Below are 14,931 nucleotides of genomic sequence, written 5' to 3'. Positions count from 1 at the left end.
AGTATTTATATTAGTGATGTATGCCTGTGCCCAAAGAACTATTCCAAAAAAAAGCCAGACTCATTCTCATTCGTCTGGCTCTCTCTAGATGTTATGGCTTTAAGATTAATTTCCCTATCGTTTTTCTTCCTTGCATTAACTGGTGAACCTTTGCTGCTTCATCAAGCGCATACGTACCACCAATTTGAAGCTTTAACTGTCCGCTTCCTACATAGTCTAATAGCTCTTTCATGCTTGATTGCAAGAGTCTTGGCTTTCTCATAATTTGTGGTAAGAAAAAGCCAATGACAGATTGGTTTCGGGCCATTAAGGAAGATGGGTTAAAAGGACTTTGCTCCCCGCTTGCCACCCCGTATACAACGAGCCTGCCAAAAGTCGCTAAGCACTTAAGGGTATCAATAAATACCCGGCCGCCTGCCATCTCAAGAGCTACATTAACACCCCTTCCGTTCGTAGCCTCAAGTACTTGTTCATACCAATTATCCTCGGTGTAATTTACAAGTACATCGGCTCCAAGCTCACCAGCAAGTTCAAGCTTTTCTTTCGTGCTTGCTGTAGCGATGACTTTTCCTGCACCCATTAACTTTGCAAGCTGAACAGCGATCGTCCCTACACCGCCGGCTGCTGCATGAACGAGCACCGTATCACCTTCTTCAAGCTGCCCCATAGTTTTTAAAATATGGTAGGCACTTAACCCCTGCAGCGGAAGAGCCACTGCTTGTTCAAAACTGACCCCATCAGGAATCAGCATTAATCCACGTTCATCCGCAATCGAATATTCAGCATAACCTGTCGCTTTCTTAGATCCCAATAGAGTTACGACTCGATCCCCTGCTTTAACCGTACTGACATCACTGCCGACTTCATCAACAATACCAGCGACCTCTGCACCAGGAACGAACGGGAGCGGAGTAGGTACGACATATTGACCTTCACGTCTTGCTGTGTCTGCATAATTCACACCAATTGCTTCTATTTTTATGATTACTTCGTTTGCTTCTGGGTTAGGCTTATCTAATTCAACCATCTTTAACACTTCTGGTCCGCCGTATGTTGTAAATTGAATAGCTTTCATCATTTTTTCCTCCCTTAATTCCCTTTAAATTGTGGTCTGCGTTTTTCTTTAAAAGCTTGAACACCTTCTAGGTGATCATGTGTAGTGACCATCATCGCTTGAGTTGTTCGTTCTGCTTCAAGTACATCCGCTAAAGAGGTCGTATCTGCTAGGTTAGTCAACTTTTTCATTAAACCAATCGCTTTTGTAGGACGCTGCGTGAAAGACAGTGCATATTCACGAACCTTCTCCTCCATTTCAGCTAAAGGATAGACATGATTAACCAAGCCCCACTGCTGGGCTGTTTTTGCATCGAGCGGTTCGGCCCTAAATAAGAGCTCTTTCGCTTGATACGGTGATAAAGATTTCGGAAGGAAGTAATGCCCCCCGCCATCTGAGACCAGACCGACTTGTGCAAAGCTTAAGATGAATGAAGTATCTTCTGCTGCAACAATCAAATCGCAGGCAAGAGCCAAATTAAATCCAGCTCCGGCAGCAAAACCATGTACTGCTGCAATAATCGGCTTCTCAAGTGATCTCATCTGCTTAATCAGCTCATTTAAATGTCCGATATGGTTATACACATCAACCGGTGCTGCCTCTCCCATCGTCTTCACATCACCGCCAGCGCTAAAAGCACGGCCATTTCCGCGCAGCACGATCACTTTTACCTCTTGGTCTCCTTCTGCATTCAGGAGAGCTTCTTCGATGCCTAGGATCATTTCCGGGCTAAATGCATTCAAGGCATTCGGCCGGTCTAATGTAATCTCCAATACCCCGCTTTCTTGTTTTACGAGAAGGTCCTTGTATTCTTTTACACTCTTTTTGCTTTCTACACTCATGCCCTCATCTCCTTTATTAAACGGTTAACCAGCCGCCATCTATTAATAAATCCGTACCGGTGATATAGCTTGCATCACTTGACGCTGCAAATGCGATCGTTTTAGCGACTTCTTCGGGCCTGCCGACACGACCAAGCAACGTATGTCTCTCAATTGCTTGATTAAACGCCGGATTTTTTAAACCGTTTTCTGTCATAGGCGTTTCAACAAAGCCTGGAGAAACCGAGTTGACACGTACATTATGCGGCGCAAGTTCTCCTGCAAGTGATTTTGTTAAATGAATAACGGCAGCCTTGGCAGTACTGTAGCTTGGAATCTTTGCCCCTGCTTTATGACCTGAAAGTGAAGCAATATTAACGATCGCTTTATTCTCCGATTCTGATTTAATCATCAATTTACCTAAATGCTTCGACATCAAGAACACACTTGTTACATTTGTTGTTTGGACGTGATTCCAATCCTCTTCTTCTAGAGAAAGAATCGCCCCGCCTTGAGATGTTCCCGCATTATTGATTAACACATCAAGCCTCTCAAAATTGGATTCTACATAATCAGCTAATAATTCCACTTCTTCTTCTACCGTGACATCACAAGTGTAAACATACGCACAGCCTTCACGTAGTTGATTGTTCATCTCAACTGCTGTCTCTTCTAATTTTTCTCTCCGGCGCCCGACGAGGATGACCACTGCCCCTTCACTTGCCAGTTGAATAGCAGAAGCCTTCCCGATCCCGCTTCCTGCACCGGATATGAGTACAATGTGATTTAGAAAACGCTGCAATCGGCACACATCCTTTTGTAATGGGTTAAGATCCTAAACGAATATAACGTCCACTTTCATTTACAGAACTTGCAATAGAACGATTTCTAGCTACTCGATCAAGGAATGTAATCTCATTAAATAGCTGATTAATTAATTTCCTTATTCCTTCTACTTCTTTTGATGCCGTCATCCCATTTACTAATTCATCACAAGCCGTTCTAACTCGGCTGACAGAAGACTCTAGTACTGTTGTAGCAAGCTGAACTTGAAGGTCATTTTCACTTTTAATTGCCCTTAGTACAGCTGATTCAGAGGCATAGAGCTCAATTCCAATGTCTGCAAGCTTGATTAAAATTTCCTGCTCAGACTCAAGCTCTTTACCAAATTGCTGATACGAAAGGCCAGCTAAAGCTAAGTAAACCGTACGCAAGGTATCAACAACTCCTCGCTCATTGCTTAAAATCCCTGAATACGATTCTTGCTTCCCGCTCTTCAAATGATCGATCGCCTGATTAATTGCTTGTTGAACTGGCAGTTCCCCTTTCGCTCCTTTTTTCAAGAAAAGACCAGGAACAAGCAGGCGGTTAATCTCATTGGTGCCTTCAAAAATGCGATTTATACGAGAGTCGCGATACATCTGCTCAATCGGGTATTCTTTTATAAAGCCTGCCCCGCCATGCAGCTGAAGAGATTCGTCTACAACATAATCAAGTGTTTCTGAGCCATAAACTTTACAAATTGCACATTCGAGCGCGTATTCCATCATCCTTTTTCCAACTTCACCGACAGAATGCGTATCATCTATTTCACCTAATGCTCCTTCTAGCAGATCAGCCGTTCGGTATTGAAGCGATTCCGCAGCAAAGATTCGTGCAGCCATTAAAGCTACTTTTTCTTTCGTAATTCCAAATTCGCTGATGCGCTTTTTAAATTGCTTGCGTTCGTTTGTATGCTCTATAGCAAGCTTTAGAGCTCCTTTAGCAGCACCCATGCAGGCAGACCCTAAATTAAACCTCCCTAAGTTCAAGACATTAAAGGCAATCACGTGCCCCTTCCCAACTTCACCGAGCACATTTTCAACCGGAACCTCACAATCTTCTAAAATGACGCTTCGAGTAGAAGACCCTTTAATCCCCATCTTTTGCTCTTCTGGCCCTAAAGAGAGCCCTTTGAAATCTTTTTCTAAAATAAAGGCGGTAAATTGATCCCCGTTTACTTTTGCATACACAATAAACGTATCCGAGAACACCGCATTCGTTATATAAAGCTTCGTCCCGTTTAAGATATAATGAGTTTTTTCCTGATTAAGAACTGCTGTTGTTTTAGCTGCGAGAGCGTCTGATCCTGATGAAGGCTCCGTTAAACAATAAGCCCCTAAATAGTCACCTGAGGCAAGCTTTGGCAAGTACTTATTCTTCTGCTCTTCATTTCCAAAGTAGGTAATTGGCAGGGTAGCAATACATGTATGATTCGAATGCGCAACCCCGTAGCCGCTTGACCCGCCGATCTCCTCTCCAACGATTCCTTTACTGACTTTATCTAAACCAAGCCCTCCGTACGCTTCAGGAATGCTATGTGCTAGAAGCCCAAGCGATCCTGCTTTTTTCAAAAGCTGGACAATCTTTTCAAAATCTTGATTTTCAATCTCCTCACGGTAAGGTGCTACTTCTCTTTCAATAAATTGTCTAGCTGTCTCAGCAATCATTTTTTGTTCTTCATTTAGATCTTCAGGTGTAAAAAGATCCTCCACTTTCATACTCTCTACTAAAAAGCGCCCGCCTTTTAACTTACGCTTTGTTTGTTCCACTGCGAACAGCTCCCTTCTTAGTAATCTGTTTATTCTGATAAATAGGCACAACATGATCTACTCCAAGTTCCACAACCTCTCTCACATCTTCTTCAAATCCGTGACTTAAAATAAATTCACCGACTGCTGATTGGATGAGAAGGTCATAGGCACCAGCATTACTATGGAATAAAACTTCTGCTGCAAGGCCAGCATCATTTATAGTGAATGGACCCTCTAGTTGATCTCTTAAACAAGAAACGAGGTAACCTGCACCGTAAAAATCCTCAAGACAAAATTGATTAGAAGAACCAGAGCAAACAATGATGATTTTTTGCCCGGGCTTAAGGTGTGAAGCAACGTCTCTCGTAACCGCTTCGCCGTTCCGTAAGCAAGCCGGGTAAATGACTTCTGCTCCAACAGACCTGTTCAATGCAACCGTCCCATTGGTCGTCGCTAAGATGACTACTTTATCTTTTACATAACTTTTTAATAGGGATGGATTGGGCGGTAGAAAGCCGTCAATTACCCTTCCTTCTTTCTCACCGACCAGCACAAATTCATCTGGGTGATACTGAGCTGAGAGTCTATGAGCGTCTATATCACTTAAAACCGGAATGACAGCTTTGGCCCCGTAAGATAAAGCTAAAGCAATTGTAGAAGTAGCCAGCAGAACATCTAAAACGATGACTGCCTCTCCTTTTAATTTATCTGGTTCAATCTCTTCTTTCTTTAGAAGCACATGTATATGTGTCAACCATCAACACTCCTTCTCTTTCCACCCGATTACAATTTAGTACTAGCCGTTTGCCTTCCATGAAGAATGAGAGCTTGCACCGTATGATTAAAGTGTTGGAAGCGCTTGTCATTCGTTTGTCCTTTGTGATAACGATAGTAAATCTGCTGGGCAATTACAGCCAATTTAAAGTAAGCAAATGTTAAGTAATATTCAATATGCTCCACTTCTCTCCCGCTCTTTTTTGCATACTCGCTAACCCAGTCCCGCCTCGTTAAAAATCCTTCATTTACTGTAACAGGAGGTTTACCGAAGCCTTGTTTTAAAAGTTCAGGGTCATCGGGACGGGTCCAGTAACTCAATGCGACACCCACATCACAAAGCGGATCACCGACGGTCGTCATTTCCCAATCAAACAATCCAACCATTTGACCATCTTTTGAGAACATTGCATTGTTAAGCTTATAATCGTAATGGATGACTGTCGTATCTTTTGAAGCTGGAATGCTGTCCGCTAGATAAGCTGTTAATTCTTCTAACCCTTTATGATCATCGGTTTTAGCTTGGTGATAGCGTTTAATCCAGCCATGAACCTGTCTTTCTAAAAAACCCTCAGGTCTAGTAAAATCTACAAGCTTGGTATTCTTGTAATCTATAGCATGCAGGTCTACAAGCCGATCGACCATTTGAGTAGAGATGGTATGGGCTAATTCTTTTGTAGGTTCTAGATCACTAGGAAACTCTGTATCAAGAACAATGCCCTGTTTTCGTTCCATCAGAAAGAACGGGGCACCAATAATTGATGGGTCTGAACAAAAATGTAGAGGTTTTGGTATGATTGACAAATGTGGAGCAAGTGCTGCCATAACCGTTGATTCACGTGCCATATCATGAGCACGCTTGGCAACCGGCCCCATCGGCGGTCTTCTAAGTACTGCTTCATAATCCCCTATTTGAAGTAAGTATGTGAGGTTTGAATGACCTGCTTGAAATTGAGTAATGACGAGATCCCCTTCAGGCAGATCTTTCACTTCCTTTTTAAGATAAGCCAAGAGGGAGCTTGAATTCAGCTCCTCCCCGGCCCTAGGCACTTTCGTTTGTTCCATCTCACTCCCCCCTTAACGATGCTTGAATTCAGGTTTTCTCTTTTCAATAAAGGCACTAACTCCTTCTCTAATATCTTCCGTTTGAAAAACTTCCGTAAAAAGGTCGGCCTCATGTTCGATCGCTTGCGGGAAGCTCATATCCATCCCTTCGTCTACCGCACGTTTAATACATGAGAGTGCCGGAAGAGAATGACGTCTAATTTGCTTAGCAATCTGGACCGCTTTTTCTAAGCCTGCCCCGCTTTGTGTGACATGGTTCACCAGCCCGATCTGCTGCGCCGTCTTTGCATCAATTGGTTCCCCTGTATACATTAATTCCTTCGCCTTCGCTTCTCCAATTAAGCGCGGCAAACGCTGTGTTCCGCCTCCACCCGGGAATAATCCTAACTTAATTTCTGGCAGCCCGATTTGTGTATGCTCTTCTGCAATACGAATATCAAAGGTTAATGCAAGCTCACAACCGCCGCCAAACGTGAGACCATTTAAAACCGCAATTGTCGGCTTTTCAAAAAAGTCAATTTGATTTAGCACTGCATGTGTTTCCATTACCGGTTCTTTCATGTTCGGGTGATCCATTAATTGAGGGAATTCTTTAATGTCTGCCCCTGCCATAAAGGCTTTATCACCTGCACCAGTTAAAATAACAACGACTGTTTCAGGATCTTCCGATAGCTGTTGAAACGTATCTCTTAAACTAGCAATCACATCTTTATCCATCACATTAAGAGGTGGATTATTAATTGTAACGATAGCCAATCCTTTTTCTTTTTCTACGCTCACTTTAGCTCCCATTAACTCTTCACCTCTTTTTTAGAGTAGTCATACCAGCCTTTACCTGTCTTTCTTCCTAATTCGCCTGCTTTTACTTTTTCTTCAATACATTTTGCCGGTAAATCTTCAGGGTCGTTCGTTTCGGCATAACGCTGCTGATTCACAAAATACGCTACATCAATACCTGATAAGTCCATTAGAGCAAAAGGTCCTATTGGATGATTCAATGCTTTCTTGCAAATAAGATCAATATCTTCAAAGCTTGCATATCCTTCTTCATATAACGCCACAGCTTCCTTTGTTAATGCACCGAGAATCCGATTTGCAATAAAACCTGAGATTTCTTTATGAAGGAGGACAGCCGTGCGGTTCATTTTTTCACTTACTGCCATCGCAGCCTGAGCTGTCTCATCGGACGTTAGATCACTTTTCACTACCTCAACACAGTCCATCACTAGAGGCGGAAAGAAAAAGTGCATATTACATACTTTTTCTGGACGTGAGGTAGCTTCAGCAATTTTCGAATTAACAATGGTTGAAGAGTTCGTTGCTAAAATGGTATGCTGCGGTGTTAGTTCATCTAGCTTTGAAAAGAGCTCTTTTTTCACATCAAGTTTTTCTACGACAGCCTCTATCACAAAGTCTGCCTCACGAACAGCTGCATTTAAATCTGTTGTGAAATGAAGCCGATTAAAAGCCTTTTGAAGCGATGCTTCGTCAATCTTACCTTTGGTTACCCATTTACTCATTTGAAACTCTAGACTTTCCTTTGCTTTGTCTAACGAAGACTGCTCGATATCCTGCAAATAAGTCTCATATCCTCCTAAAGCGGATAACATGGCAATTTGATGTCCCATCGAACCTGCTCCAATCACTGCTATTCGTTCAATTTGATAATTGTTCATGTAATACTCCCCCTATTAATACTAACCAGTTAGTATGTTACATTCGTAAAAAGTCCTAATACAGGACTATTACGCCTTTTTCAAGCCATTTAACATGAAGTCAATATAGATGGTAGAAACAGCTTTCTCATCAAGAGCTCCTTTAGGGTCAAACCAATGATAACTCCAGTTGACCGCACCTAAGATAGCCAGTGTGACAATATTGACATCAAGGTCTTCTCGGAATTCTCCTGACCCTACTCCATCTGCAATAACTTGATTCATATTCAATCTGAATGCATCACGTTTTTTGAAGATGTCTTTTAAATGTTCTTCATTTAAGTGCTGCATCTCCCTGAAGAATACTCGCGCACTTTGTCCCTGTCCCTCGATGTGTTTCATTAGCATATAGACCATATCGAATAATCTTGCCTCAGCGGTTTTTGTTTTTTCAATAATCTCACGCTGACTCATTAATAGATCTTCTATATAGCGCAAATGAATTTCCATTAACAGTTCTTCTTTGCTCTTAAAATAATAATAGAATGTTCCTTTCGTTACACCAAGACCATCTACAATATCCTGGATTGAGGTTTCTGTAAAACCATGTTTGCCAAACAAATCAATACTAACTTCAATTATTTTTTCTTTCATTCATAAACGCCTCACTATCTATCTAAACTGATCCGTTTAGTATACCACAATCCAGACCAAATCTTTGCATCATTTCGCTCCGAAATTAGCAGTGACCGGCCATGTTTAGTCAGTATATCTAAGGCTTAAGCAGTGTAGATTAATACGTCAGTCCTCCGCCATCCACCATTAACGTTGTACCCGTAATATATGAGGCTTTATCAGAAGCTAAAAACTCAATTGCTTGGGCAACCTCTCGTGCTTCCCCTACACGTTTTAATGCATTTGCTGTGCTAATGATTTTCCATTTATCTTCGTGAGTCCTCCATCCATCTACAATAGATGTGTCAATCACACCAGGAGCAACAGCATTTACACGAATACGGTCTCTTCCATATTCAAGAGCAGCATTCTTCGTCAACGTAATGACACCAGCTTTAGACGCATTATATGGGGCGACAAATTTCTTCCCTTTAAAACCTAACAGACTAGAAACATTTACAATTGCCCCGCCGTTTTTCTTCATAAATGGAATTGCGTGCTTCATCCCGAGAAACACACCTGTCAAGTTCACATCAATCACTTTCTGCCATTCAAAAAGTGACATCTCCGTTAAAGTTGTTTCGTGATTGCCAATGCCGGCATTGTTTACTAAAATATCTATTTGACCATATGTTTCGGCTGCTATTTGACATGCATTCTTTACTTCCTCTTCATTTGAAACGTCACAACGAACAAATGTAACATCTCCCCCGCTGCCGCTTAGTTCCTCACAAGCTGCCTTTCCTTTATTCTCATCGATATCAACGATCACCACAGACATTCCTTGGTTAAGAAAGCAATGAGCTGTTGCTTGCCCAATTCCTCCTGTGCCACCGGTTACTAAAGCTGCTTTGTTCATCCTCTTCACCTCCTTACATCGCGTGCATCCCGCCATCCACTACGATCACTTCACCAGTGACAAAGTTTGAAGCCGCTGTAGCTAAAAATAGCGCAACTCCTTGCAGATCCTGCTCACCGCCTAGACGCTTTAGCGGAGTCCGGTCAATAACAAAGGATTCCCCTTTAGCTAAGAGCCCTTTAGACATTTTTGTAGGGAAAAAACCAGGTGCTATAGCATTTACATTAATGCCGTATTGCCCCCACTTTGTTGCAAGATCCTTCGTAAAGGTGATAACGGCTCCTTTACTCGTGTTATAGCCTATTGTATCCATAAAACGAGGATCAGCTCCACCTAGACCCGCTACAGAGGCAATATTTATGATTTTGCCTGATTGTTGTTTAATCATCACTTTGCCTGCAGCTTGAGCCATTAAAAATGAGCCTGTGACATTCACATTCATTACTTTATTCCACGCTTCAAGAGGCATTTCATCTGCTGGGGCTCCCCATGTTGCCCCGCTGTTATTCACAAGAATATCGATCGAGCCGAATGTATTAACTGTCTGCTTAATTACTCGGTCGACGTCTTCTTTATTTGTTACATCACATGCAGCGGCAATGGCATTAACACCTTTAGCTTTTAATTCTTCTGCCACTTCATTGCATGCCTCTACTTTCCTTGAACATAAGACAAGGTTTGCTCCTGCATCAGCAAATGCATGGGCCATTTGTTTACCTAGGCCGCGACCACCGCCTGTAACAATCGCTGTTTTTCCTTTCAAATCAAATAGAGATAATGCATTCATATACTTCACACCTTCATTTTTAATTTGGATGAGACTAGGACACAATTAACGTGTGTGCTTCATGATGCGAACAACACACTAATCTAACGTATGAGCTATACGTAGACCTCCTAGCAGGCATAAGTAACCTAAAATAACCCTCCTTATAGTGGTTGTTGATTTCCGCTTCAGGCACTCGCTTTCCGCGGGCGGTCCGGGAGCCTCCTCGTCGCACGCTCCTGTGGGGTCTCCCCTGGCCACGCACATCCCGCAGGAGTCCCGCACCTTCCGCTCCAATCAACGGAGGGAGAATGTTGTTAAGTTACTCCCATTTTTATAAGAAGAGTTCAGTGACCTCAGCGGTTGAACCTAAGGATGTCTGCATTTTTAAAAGTCTGAACTGAACCATAACTAAATCGCCACTTAATAATTACAAAACGTAATAACCTAGCGGATGAAATATGCGTAGACTCCTGTGTGTACTAGAGCAGGGGTGAGATCCCACAGGGCAAAAGCCCAAGGAAGCTCACCAGCTCCACACGGAAAGCGAAGTATATTTCAAGAGCGGATGATACATAGGCCGCATTCGCATTCAGATTCCCTTAAGTCCCAGCCTCAACCTTCGTTTTAAGACGACTGTTCCGCTTTTACTTTTGCTAACTCTTCATCACGAAGCTTTCGCTTTAACAGCTTTCCTACGGCTGATTTTGGCAGTTCATCACGGAATTCAACTGCTGTTGGTACTTTATATGCTGCCATGTGTTTTCTGCAGAACTCAATGATCTCCTGGCTTGTTAGAGTACTAACAGGCTTAGGAGTGATATAGGCTTTCACTGTTTCTCCTCTGTAAGGGTCCGGCAGACCTAGTACAATGACTTCTTGAACTCCGGAATGCCCATAGAGGACTTCTTCAATTTCACGCGGGTAGACATTATAGCCGCTTGCTAGGATCATATCTTTCTTACGGTCGACTATGCTGAAATATCCTTCTTCATCCATTTTTGCTAAATCACCAGTGAAGAGCCAGCCATCTCGCAGCGTTTTCTTCGTTTCTTCAGGCTTTCTCCAGTACCCCTTCATCACTTGCGGCCCTTTGATAATCATTTCTCCCACTTCACCAACGCCAACTTCTTCCCATCCTGCATCCGTTTCAGCAACCACTTTCGCATCTGTGTTCGGAAGAGGTATGCCGACACTACCTGCTTTTCTTTCTTGAAACGAAGGATTAAAGTGAGTAACCGGTGCTGCTTCACTGAGCCCGTACCCTTCACAAAGCTTTCTTCCTGTTCCTTCTTCAAAAGCTTCAAGTGCTTCTACTGGTAAGGACGAGCCCCCGCTGACATAGCTTTCAACTAGATCTAAACCAAACTCTTTATACTTCCCAACTTGATTAAAGCCGACATACATCGTTGGCACGCCCCCAAATTGAAACGGCTTTTCTCGTTTAATCGTCTCTAGTACTTCAGGCATGTCAAAACGTGGAATGAGTATCTGATTTCCGCCATGACGGATCGTGACAAAGTTACAGCAGGTCAAGCTGAAGATATGAAATAATGGCAGAACATTAACCACTTTTGCATTATGAGGAGGGCTAACATCCCCGCTAAACATAAAGTCATAGGTTTGCTCTGTATTAGAGATGAGGTTCATATGAGTGAGCATAACCCCTTTTGATACGCCAGTCGTTCCCCCTGTATATTGCAACACAGCAAGGTCCACTTCAGGATCAAGAGAGTGTTGTGGCGCCGGTGCAGATGCCCCTTTCAAATAAGAATCAAACATGATATCATCACCCTCAAGCTCCACCTCTGCATCCGGCTTAAGAGCAACAACAACTGCTTTTTTAGTTAGTACTTTATTGCGTACAGATTTAAAAAGAGGATATAAATCTGAGAGAATCACAATATGGGTTGCTTCAGAGTCATTTAAAATATACTCAAGCTCCCTGGCAACATACATTGGGTTTACTTGGACAACCACGCCGCCTGCGCGAAATGTACCAAATAATGAGAATAGATAATGTGGACAGTTTGGCAGCATGATCGCTAGACGATCCCCTTTATCAAACTGATCTTGATGCAGCGCACCTGCTAATGCTTCACTATATTTTTGTAGCTCCTGATACGACCACGTTTGCCCGTAAAAGGTAATGGCCGTATTCGTTCCATGTTTTTTAGTTGTATCGTTTAATAAGTCAGTTAAGGTTCTTTTCTCAATGGTAGATTTCGCCTCTAAATTATTCTCATATAAAGCAAGCCAACGTTTATCCATCTCTTATTCCTCCCCAACAGTAATAGGTGATTGTAAGTACGGTTTTAACTCTTGCTTAGCAATTGCTGCTAGATGGACTTCATCCGGCCCATCTGCAATTCTTAACGTACGAATATTGGCATACATCGCGGCGAGCGGAACGTCCTCGCTCACACCAGCTGCACCGAATGCTTGAATGGCACGGTCGATCACTCTGAGCGCCATTTGCGGAGCAATCACTTTAATCATCGCAATTTCTTTTTTCGCTACTTTATTTCCAACTGTATCCATCATCGAAGCAGCTTTTAACGTAAGAAGCCTTGCCTGTTCAATCTCAATCCTAGAGGTTGCAATCCACTCTCCTACGACACCTTGCTTCGCTAGAGGCTTGCCAAAAGGAGTTCTTTTGACAGCTCGTTCACACATTAACTCCAAGGCGCGTTCAGCTGCACCAATCGTCCTCATGCAATGGTGAATCCTCCCTGGCCCTAGTCTTCCTTGAGCAATTTCAAACCCTCGCCCCTCACCTAGAAGAAGATTAGACTTTGGCACTCTTACATTTTTAAACTCAATTTCAGCGTGTCCATGCGGGGCATGGTCATATCCAAAGACCGGCAGCATCCTCTTAATTTTTACCCCTTTAGTGTCCATCGGAACAATGATCATTGACTGCTGCTTATGTCTGTCGGCATGGGGATTGGTTTTACCCATTAGAATAAGGACTTTACAGCGCGGATCACCAGCTCCAGATGACCACCATTTACGACCGTTTATAACGTATTCATCTCCATCAGATTGAATATCAATCGAAATATTTGTGGCATCAGATGAAGCAACATCAGGCTCTGTCATTGCAAAAGCTGAACGAATCTCACCATCAAGCAAAGGCCTCAGCCAGAGAGCTTTCTGCTGTTCTGTGCCATACCTCACAAGAACTTCCATATTCCCTGTATCAGGGGCGTTACAATTAAACACCTCAGGTGCGATAAATGAACGGCCCATAATCTCACAAAGCGGTGCATATTCTAAGTTTGTCAGCCCTGCTCCCTCTTTCGCGTCTGGCAAAAACAAGTTCCACAATCCAGCTTCTTTAGCTTTAGCTTTTAACTCGTCCATGATCTGTGGATTTCCAGAAAATCTGTCTGGAAATTGATTTAACTGTTCTTCAAACAACATTTCATTCGGATAGATATGTTCGTCCATAAATGATGTCAATTCTTGTTGTAAGCGCTTTACTTTTTCACTAAAAAAAAAGTCCATATTCAACACCTCTCCCTGCTATTCGACAAACTTACTAACCAGTCGGTATGTTGAAGATAAAAAAATATACTCCTATGTATAGAACCACCCCTCTATAATCCACAAGAGTTAATCTCATTTATTACTATACCTAAAAATATCTGAACATTCAATCATTAAATAAACTTTTTTTCAGTCATGCCTCCTGATGTTTGTCCATAGAGTGGTAAAGAGGTGATTCACTTGTTCAAGGAATTATTTTCTCTTTTTGCCGTATTTATTGCTCTGTTTCTATTTGGAATGATCATCATGCGAGCAGGGCTGCTTCCACTTGGAGGAGAACTTTTTCAACGAAATGTACACCGATTTACAGATAAAGCATGGAAAGGCTTACTCATTGGAACAGTGGCGACCGCCATGCTCCAAAGCAGCTCAGCAGTTCTTGTGATGACTGTAGGACTCGTTGCAGCGAATCTTTTAACCTTCAGGCAATCGATCGGAATTATTCTTGGAGCGAATATTGGGACGACCATTACAACAGAAATATTGGTCCTTGATCTCTCTCACTTTATTATTCCCTTGCTTCTAACGGGTCTTGTAGCTTTATTTATTCCAAAGAAAAAAGCATTTAGCATCGGTTGTCTTACCTTTGGCTTGGCATGTATCTTTATAGCAATGGATGGGTTGGAGTCGCTTGCGTATCCATTAAGCAACCTTCCCTCTGTCCACACGTTATTTCACTTTACAAATGATCATTCATTTACAGGAATTTTAATAGGGGCTGCATTAACCGGTCTTGTCCAATCAAGCACAGCAACTACTGCTATTGCGATGGGATTTATGAGTGATCATCTCCTAACCTTAAAATCTGGTATAGCGATTATGCTAGGGGCAAATATTGGTACATGTATTACTGCATTTCTCGCTACAATCGGGGCTAGTAAACATGCAAAGCTTGTGGCATTTGCAAACATATGGCTCAACCTATTAGGGGTTATCATCTTTTTACCAATAATGGATGTGTTGGTACAGGTCGTGACTTCCATGACTGATGACAAAATGCAGCAGCTGGCTCATTCTAGTGTCATTTTCAATACAATCTGCTCTGTCGTTTTGCTTCCATTTGCTCAAGCATTTGCACGTTTTGTCGAGTGGATTCATTCCAAGAGTCAAACCTATTAATAAATGTTAACTTATAAA

Annotated in this window: 14 protein-coding genes; 1 reads left to right on the top strand and 13 read right to left on the bottom strand. The window is 42.4% G+C overall.

The window, feature by feature from the left end:
* Positions 1-91 precede the first annotated feature (91 nt).
* The 13 genes from A33I_RS02135 to A33I_RS02075 all read right to left on the bottom strand — a co-directional run bounded on the left by A33I_RS02135 (position 92) and on the right by A33I_RS02075 (position 13,752).
* A complete protein-coding gene (locus A33I_RS02135; RefSeq protein WP_022626831.1) occupies positions 92-1,075 on the bottom strand; it encodes a quinone oxidoreductase family protein in 984 nt (327 codons plus the stop codon).
* 14 nt (positions 1,076-1,089) lie between these two features.
* Positions 1,090-1,896, bottom strand: coding sequence for an enoyl-CoA hydratase/isomerase family protein (locus A33I_RS02130; protein WP_022626830.1), 807 nt, complete (start codon positions 1,894-1,896; stop codon positions 1,090-1,092).
* A gap of 16 nt (positions 1,897-1,912) precedes the next feature.
* Complete coding sequence (locus tag A33I_RS02125; protein WP_022626829.1) at positions 1,913-2,677, bottom strand: SDR family NAD(P)-dependent oxidoreductase; 765 nt, start codon at positions 2,675-2,677, stop codon at positions 1,913-1,915.
* A gap of 25 nt (positions 2,678-2,702) precedes the next feature.
* Positions 2,703-4,466: an acyl-CoA dehydrogenase family protein gene (locus A33I_RS02120; protein WP_022626828.1), complete on the bottom strand. Its 1,764-nt coding sequence runs from the start codon at positions 4,464-4,466 to the stop codon at positions 2,703-2,705.
* On the bottom strand, positions 4,447-5,202 hold the full coding sequence (locus A33I_RS02115) for a 2-phosphosulfolactate phosphatase (protein ID WP_022626827.1): 756 nt from the start codon (positions 5,200-5,202) through the stop codon (positions 4,447-4,449). The genes A33I_RS02120 and A33I_RS02115 overlap by 20 nt, the downstream gene beginning before the upstream one ends.
* A gap of 29 nt (positions 5,203-5,231) precedes the next feature.
* Positions 5,232-6,287 (bottom strand): phosphotransferase family protein, encoded by a 1,056-nt coding sequence (locus A33I_RS02110; RefSeq protein ID WP_022626826.1) that lies wholly within the window; start codon positions 6,285-6,287, stop codon positions 5,232-5,234.
* A gap of 12 nt (positions 6,288-6,299) precedes the next feature.
* Positions 6,300-7,079: an enoyl-CoA hydratase gene (locus A33I_RS02105; RefSeq protein ID WP_022626825.1), complete on the bottom strand. Its 780-nt coding sequence runs from the start codon at positions 7,077-7,079 to the stop codon at positions 6,300-6,302.
* Entirely contained in the window at positions 7,079-7,963 is an 885-nt protein-coding gene (locus tag A33I_RS02100; protein ID WP_022626824.1) for a 3-hydroxyacyl-CoA dehydrogenase family protein, read from the bottom strand. The genes A33I_RS02105 and A33I_RS02100 overlap by 1 nt, the downstream gene beginning before the upstream one ends.
* A 69-nt stretch (positions 7,964-8,032) precedes the next feature.
* Positions 8,033-8,596 (bottom strand): TetR/AcrR family transcriptional regulator, encoded by a 564-nt coding sequence (locus A33I_RS02095; RefSeq protein ID WP_022626823.1) that lies wholly within the window; start codon positions 8,594-8,596, stop codon positions 8,033-8,035.
* A 139-nt stretch (positions 8,597-8,735) separates the two neighbouring features.
* Positions 8,736-9,476 (bottom strand): SDR family NAD(P)-dependent oxidoreductase, encoded by a 741-nt coding sequence (locus A33I_RS02090; RefSeq protein ID WP_022626822.1) that lies wholly within the window; start codon positions 9,474-9,476, stop codon positions 8,736-8,738.
* Between the two features lie 13 nt (positions 9,477-9,489).
* Positions 9,490-10,263 (bottom strand): SDR family oxidoreductase, encoded by a 774-nt coding sequence (locus A33I_RS02085; RefSeq protein ID WP_022626821.1) that lies wholly within the window; start codon positions 10,261-10,263, stop codon positions 9,490-9,492.
* A 606-nt stretch (positions 10,264-10,869) separates the two neighbouring features.
* Positions 10,870-12,513 (bottom strand): long-chain-fatty-acid--CoA ligase, encoded by a 1,644-nt coding sequence (locus A33I_RS02080; protein WP_022626820.1) that lies wholly within the window; start codon positions 12,511-12,513, stop codon positions 10,870-10,872.
* 3 nt (positions 12,514-12,516) lie between these two features.
* Positions 12,517-13,752: an acyl-CoA dehydrogenase gene (locus A33I_RS02075; protein WP_022626819.1), complete on the bottom strand. Its 1,236-nt coding sequence runs from the start codon at positions 13,750-13,752 to the stop codon at positions 12,517-12,519.
* A gap of 213 nt (positions 13,753-13,965) precedes the next feature.
* Between A33I_RS02075 and A33I_RS02070 the strand changes: the two genes are divergently transcribed.
* Positions 13,966-14,913 (top strand): Na/Pi symporter, encoded by a 948-nt coding sequence (locus A33I_RS02070; RefSeq protein WP_338012126.1) that lies wholly within the window; start codon positions 13,966-13,968, stop codon positions 14,911-14,913.
* Positions 14,914-14,931: the final 18 nt, after the last annotated feature.

Origin of the sequence: Alkalihalophilus marmarensis DSM 21297, from assembly GCF_000474275.2 — a bacterium.
Taxonomy (GTDB): domain Bacteria; phylum Bacillota; class Bacilli; order Bacillales; family Bacillaceae_D; genus Alkalihalophilus; species Alkalihalophilus marmarensis.
Note: the sequence above shows the minus strand (reverse complement) of the source record. Positions and strands in the feature narration are given on the sequence as shown.

Coding starts and splice junctions, on each gene's coding strand:
- A33I_RS02135 (WP_022626831.1), bottom strand. CDS start 1,075: ATGAAAGCTATTCAATTTACAACATACGGCGGACCAGAAGTGTTAAAG.
- A33I_RS02130 (WP_022626830.1), bottom strand. CDS start 1,896: ATGAGTGTAGAAAGCAAAAAGAGTGTAAAAGAATACAAGGACCTTCTC.
- A33I_RS02110 (WP_022626826.1), bottom strand. CDS start 6,287: ATGGAACAAACGAAAGTGCCTAGGGCCGGGGAGGAGCTGAATTCAAGC.
- A33I_RS02105 (WP_022626825.1), bottom strand. CDS start 7,079: ATGGGAGCTAAAGTGAGCGTAGAAAAAGAAAAAGGATTGGCTATCGTT.
- A33I_RS02100 (WP_022626824.1), bottom strand. CDS start 7,963: ATGAACAATTATCAAATTGAACGAATAGCAGTGATTGGAGCAGGTTCG.
- A33I_RS02095 (WP_022626823.1), bottom strand. CDS start 8,596: ATGAAAGAAAAAATAATTGAAGTTAGTATTGATTTGTTTGGCAAACAT.
- A33I_RS02090 (WP_022626822.1), bottom strand. CDS start 9,476: ATGAACAAAGCAGCTTTAGTAACCGGTGGCACAGGAGGAATTGGGCAA.
- A33I_RS02085 (WP_022626821.1), bottom strand. CDS start 10,263: ATGAATGCATTATCTCTATTTGATTTGAAAGGAAAAACAGCGATTGTT.
- A33I_RS02080 (WP_022626820.1), bottom strand. CDS start 12,513: ATGGATAAACGTTGGCTTGCTTTATATGAGAATAATTTAGAGGCGAAA.
- A33I_RS02075 (WP_022626819.1), bottom strand. CDS start 13,752: ATGGACTTTTTTTTTAGTGAAAAAGTAAAGCGCTTACAACAAGAATTG.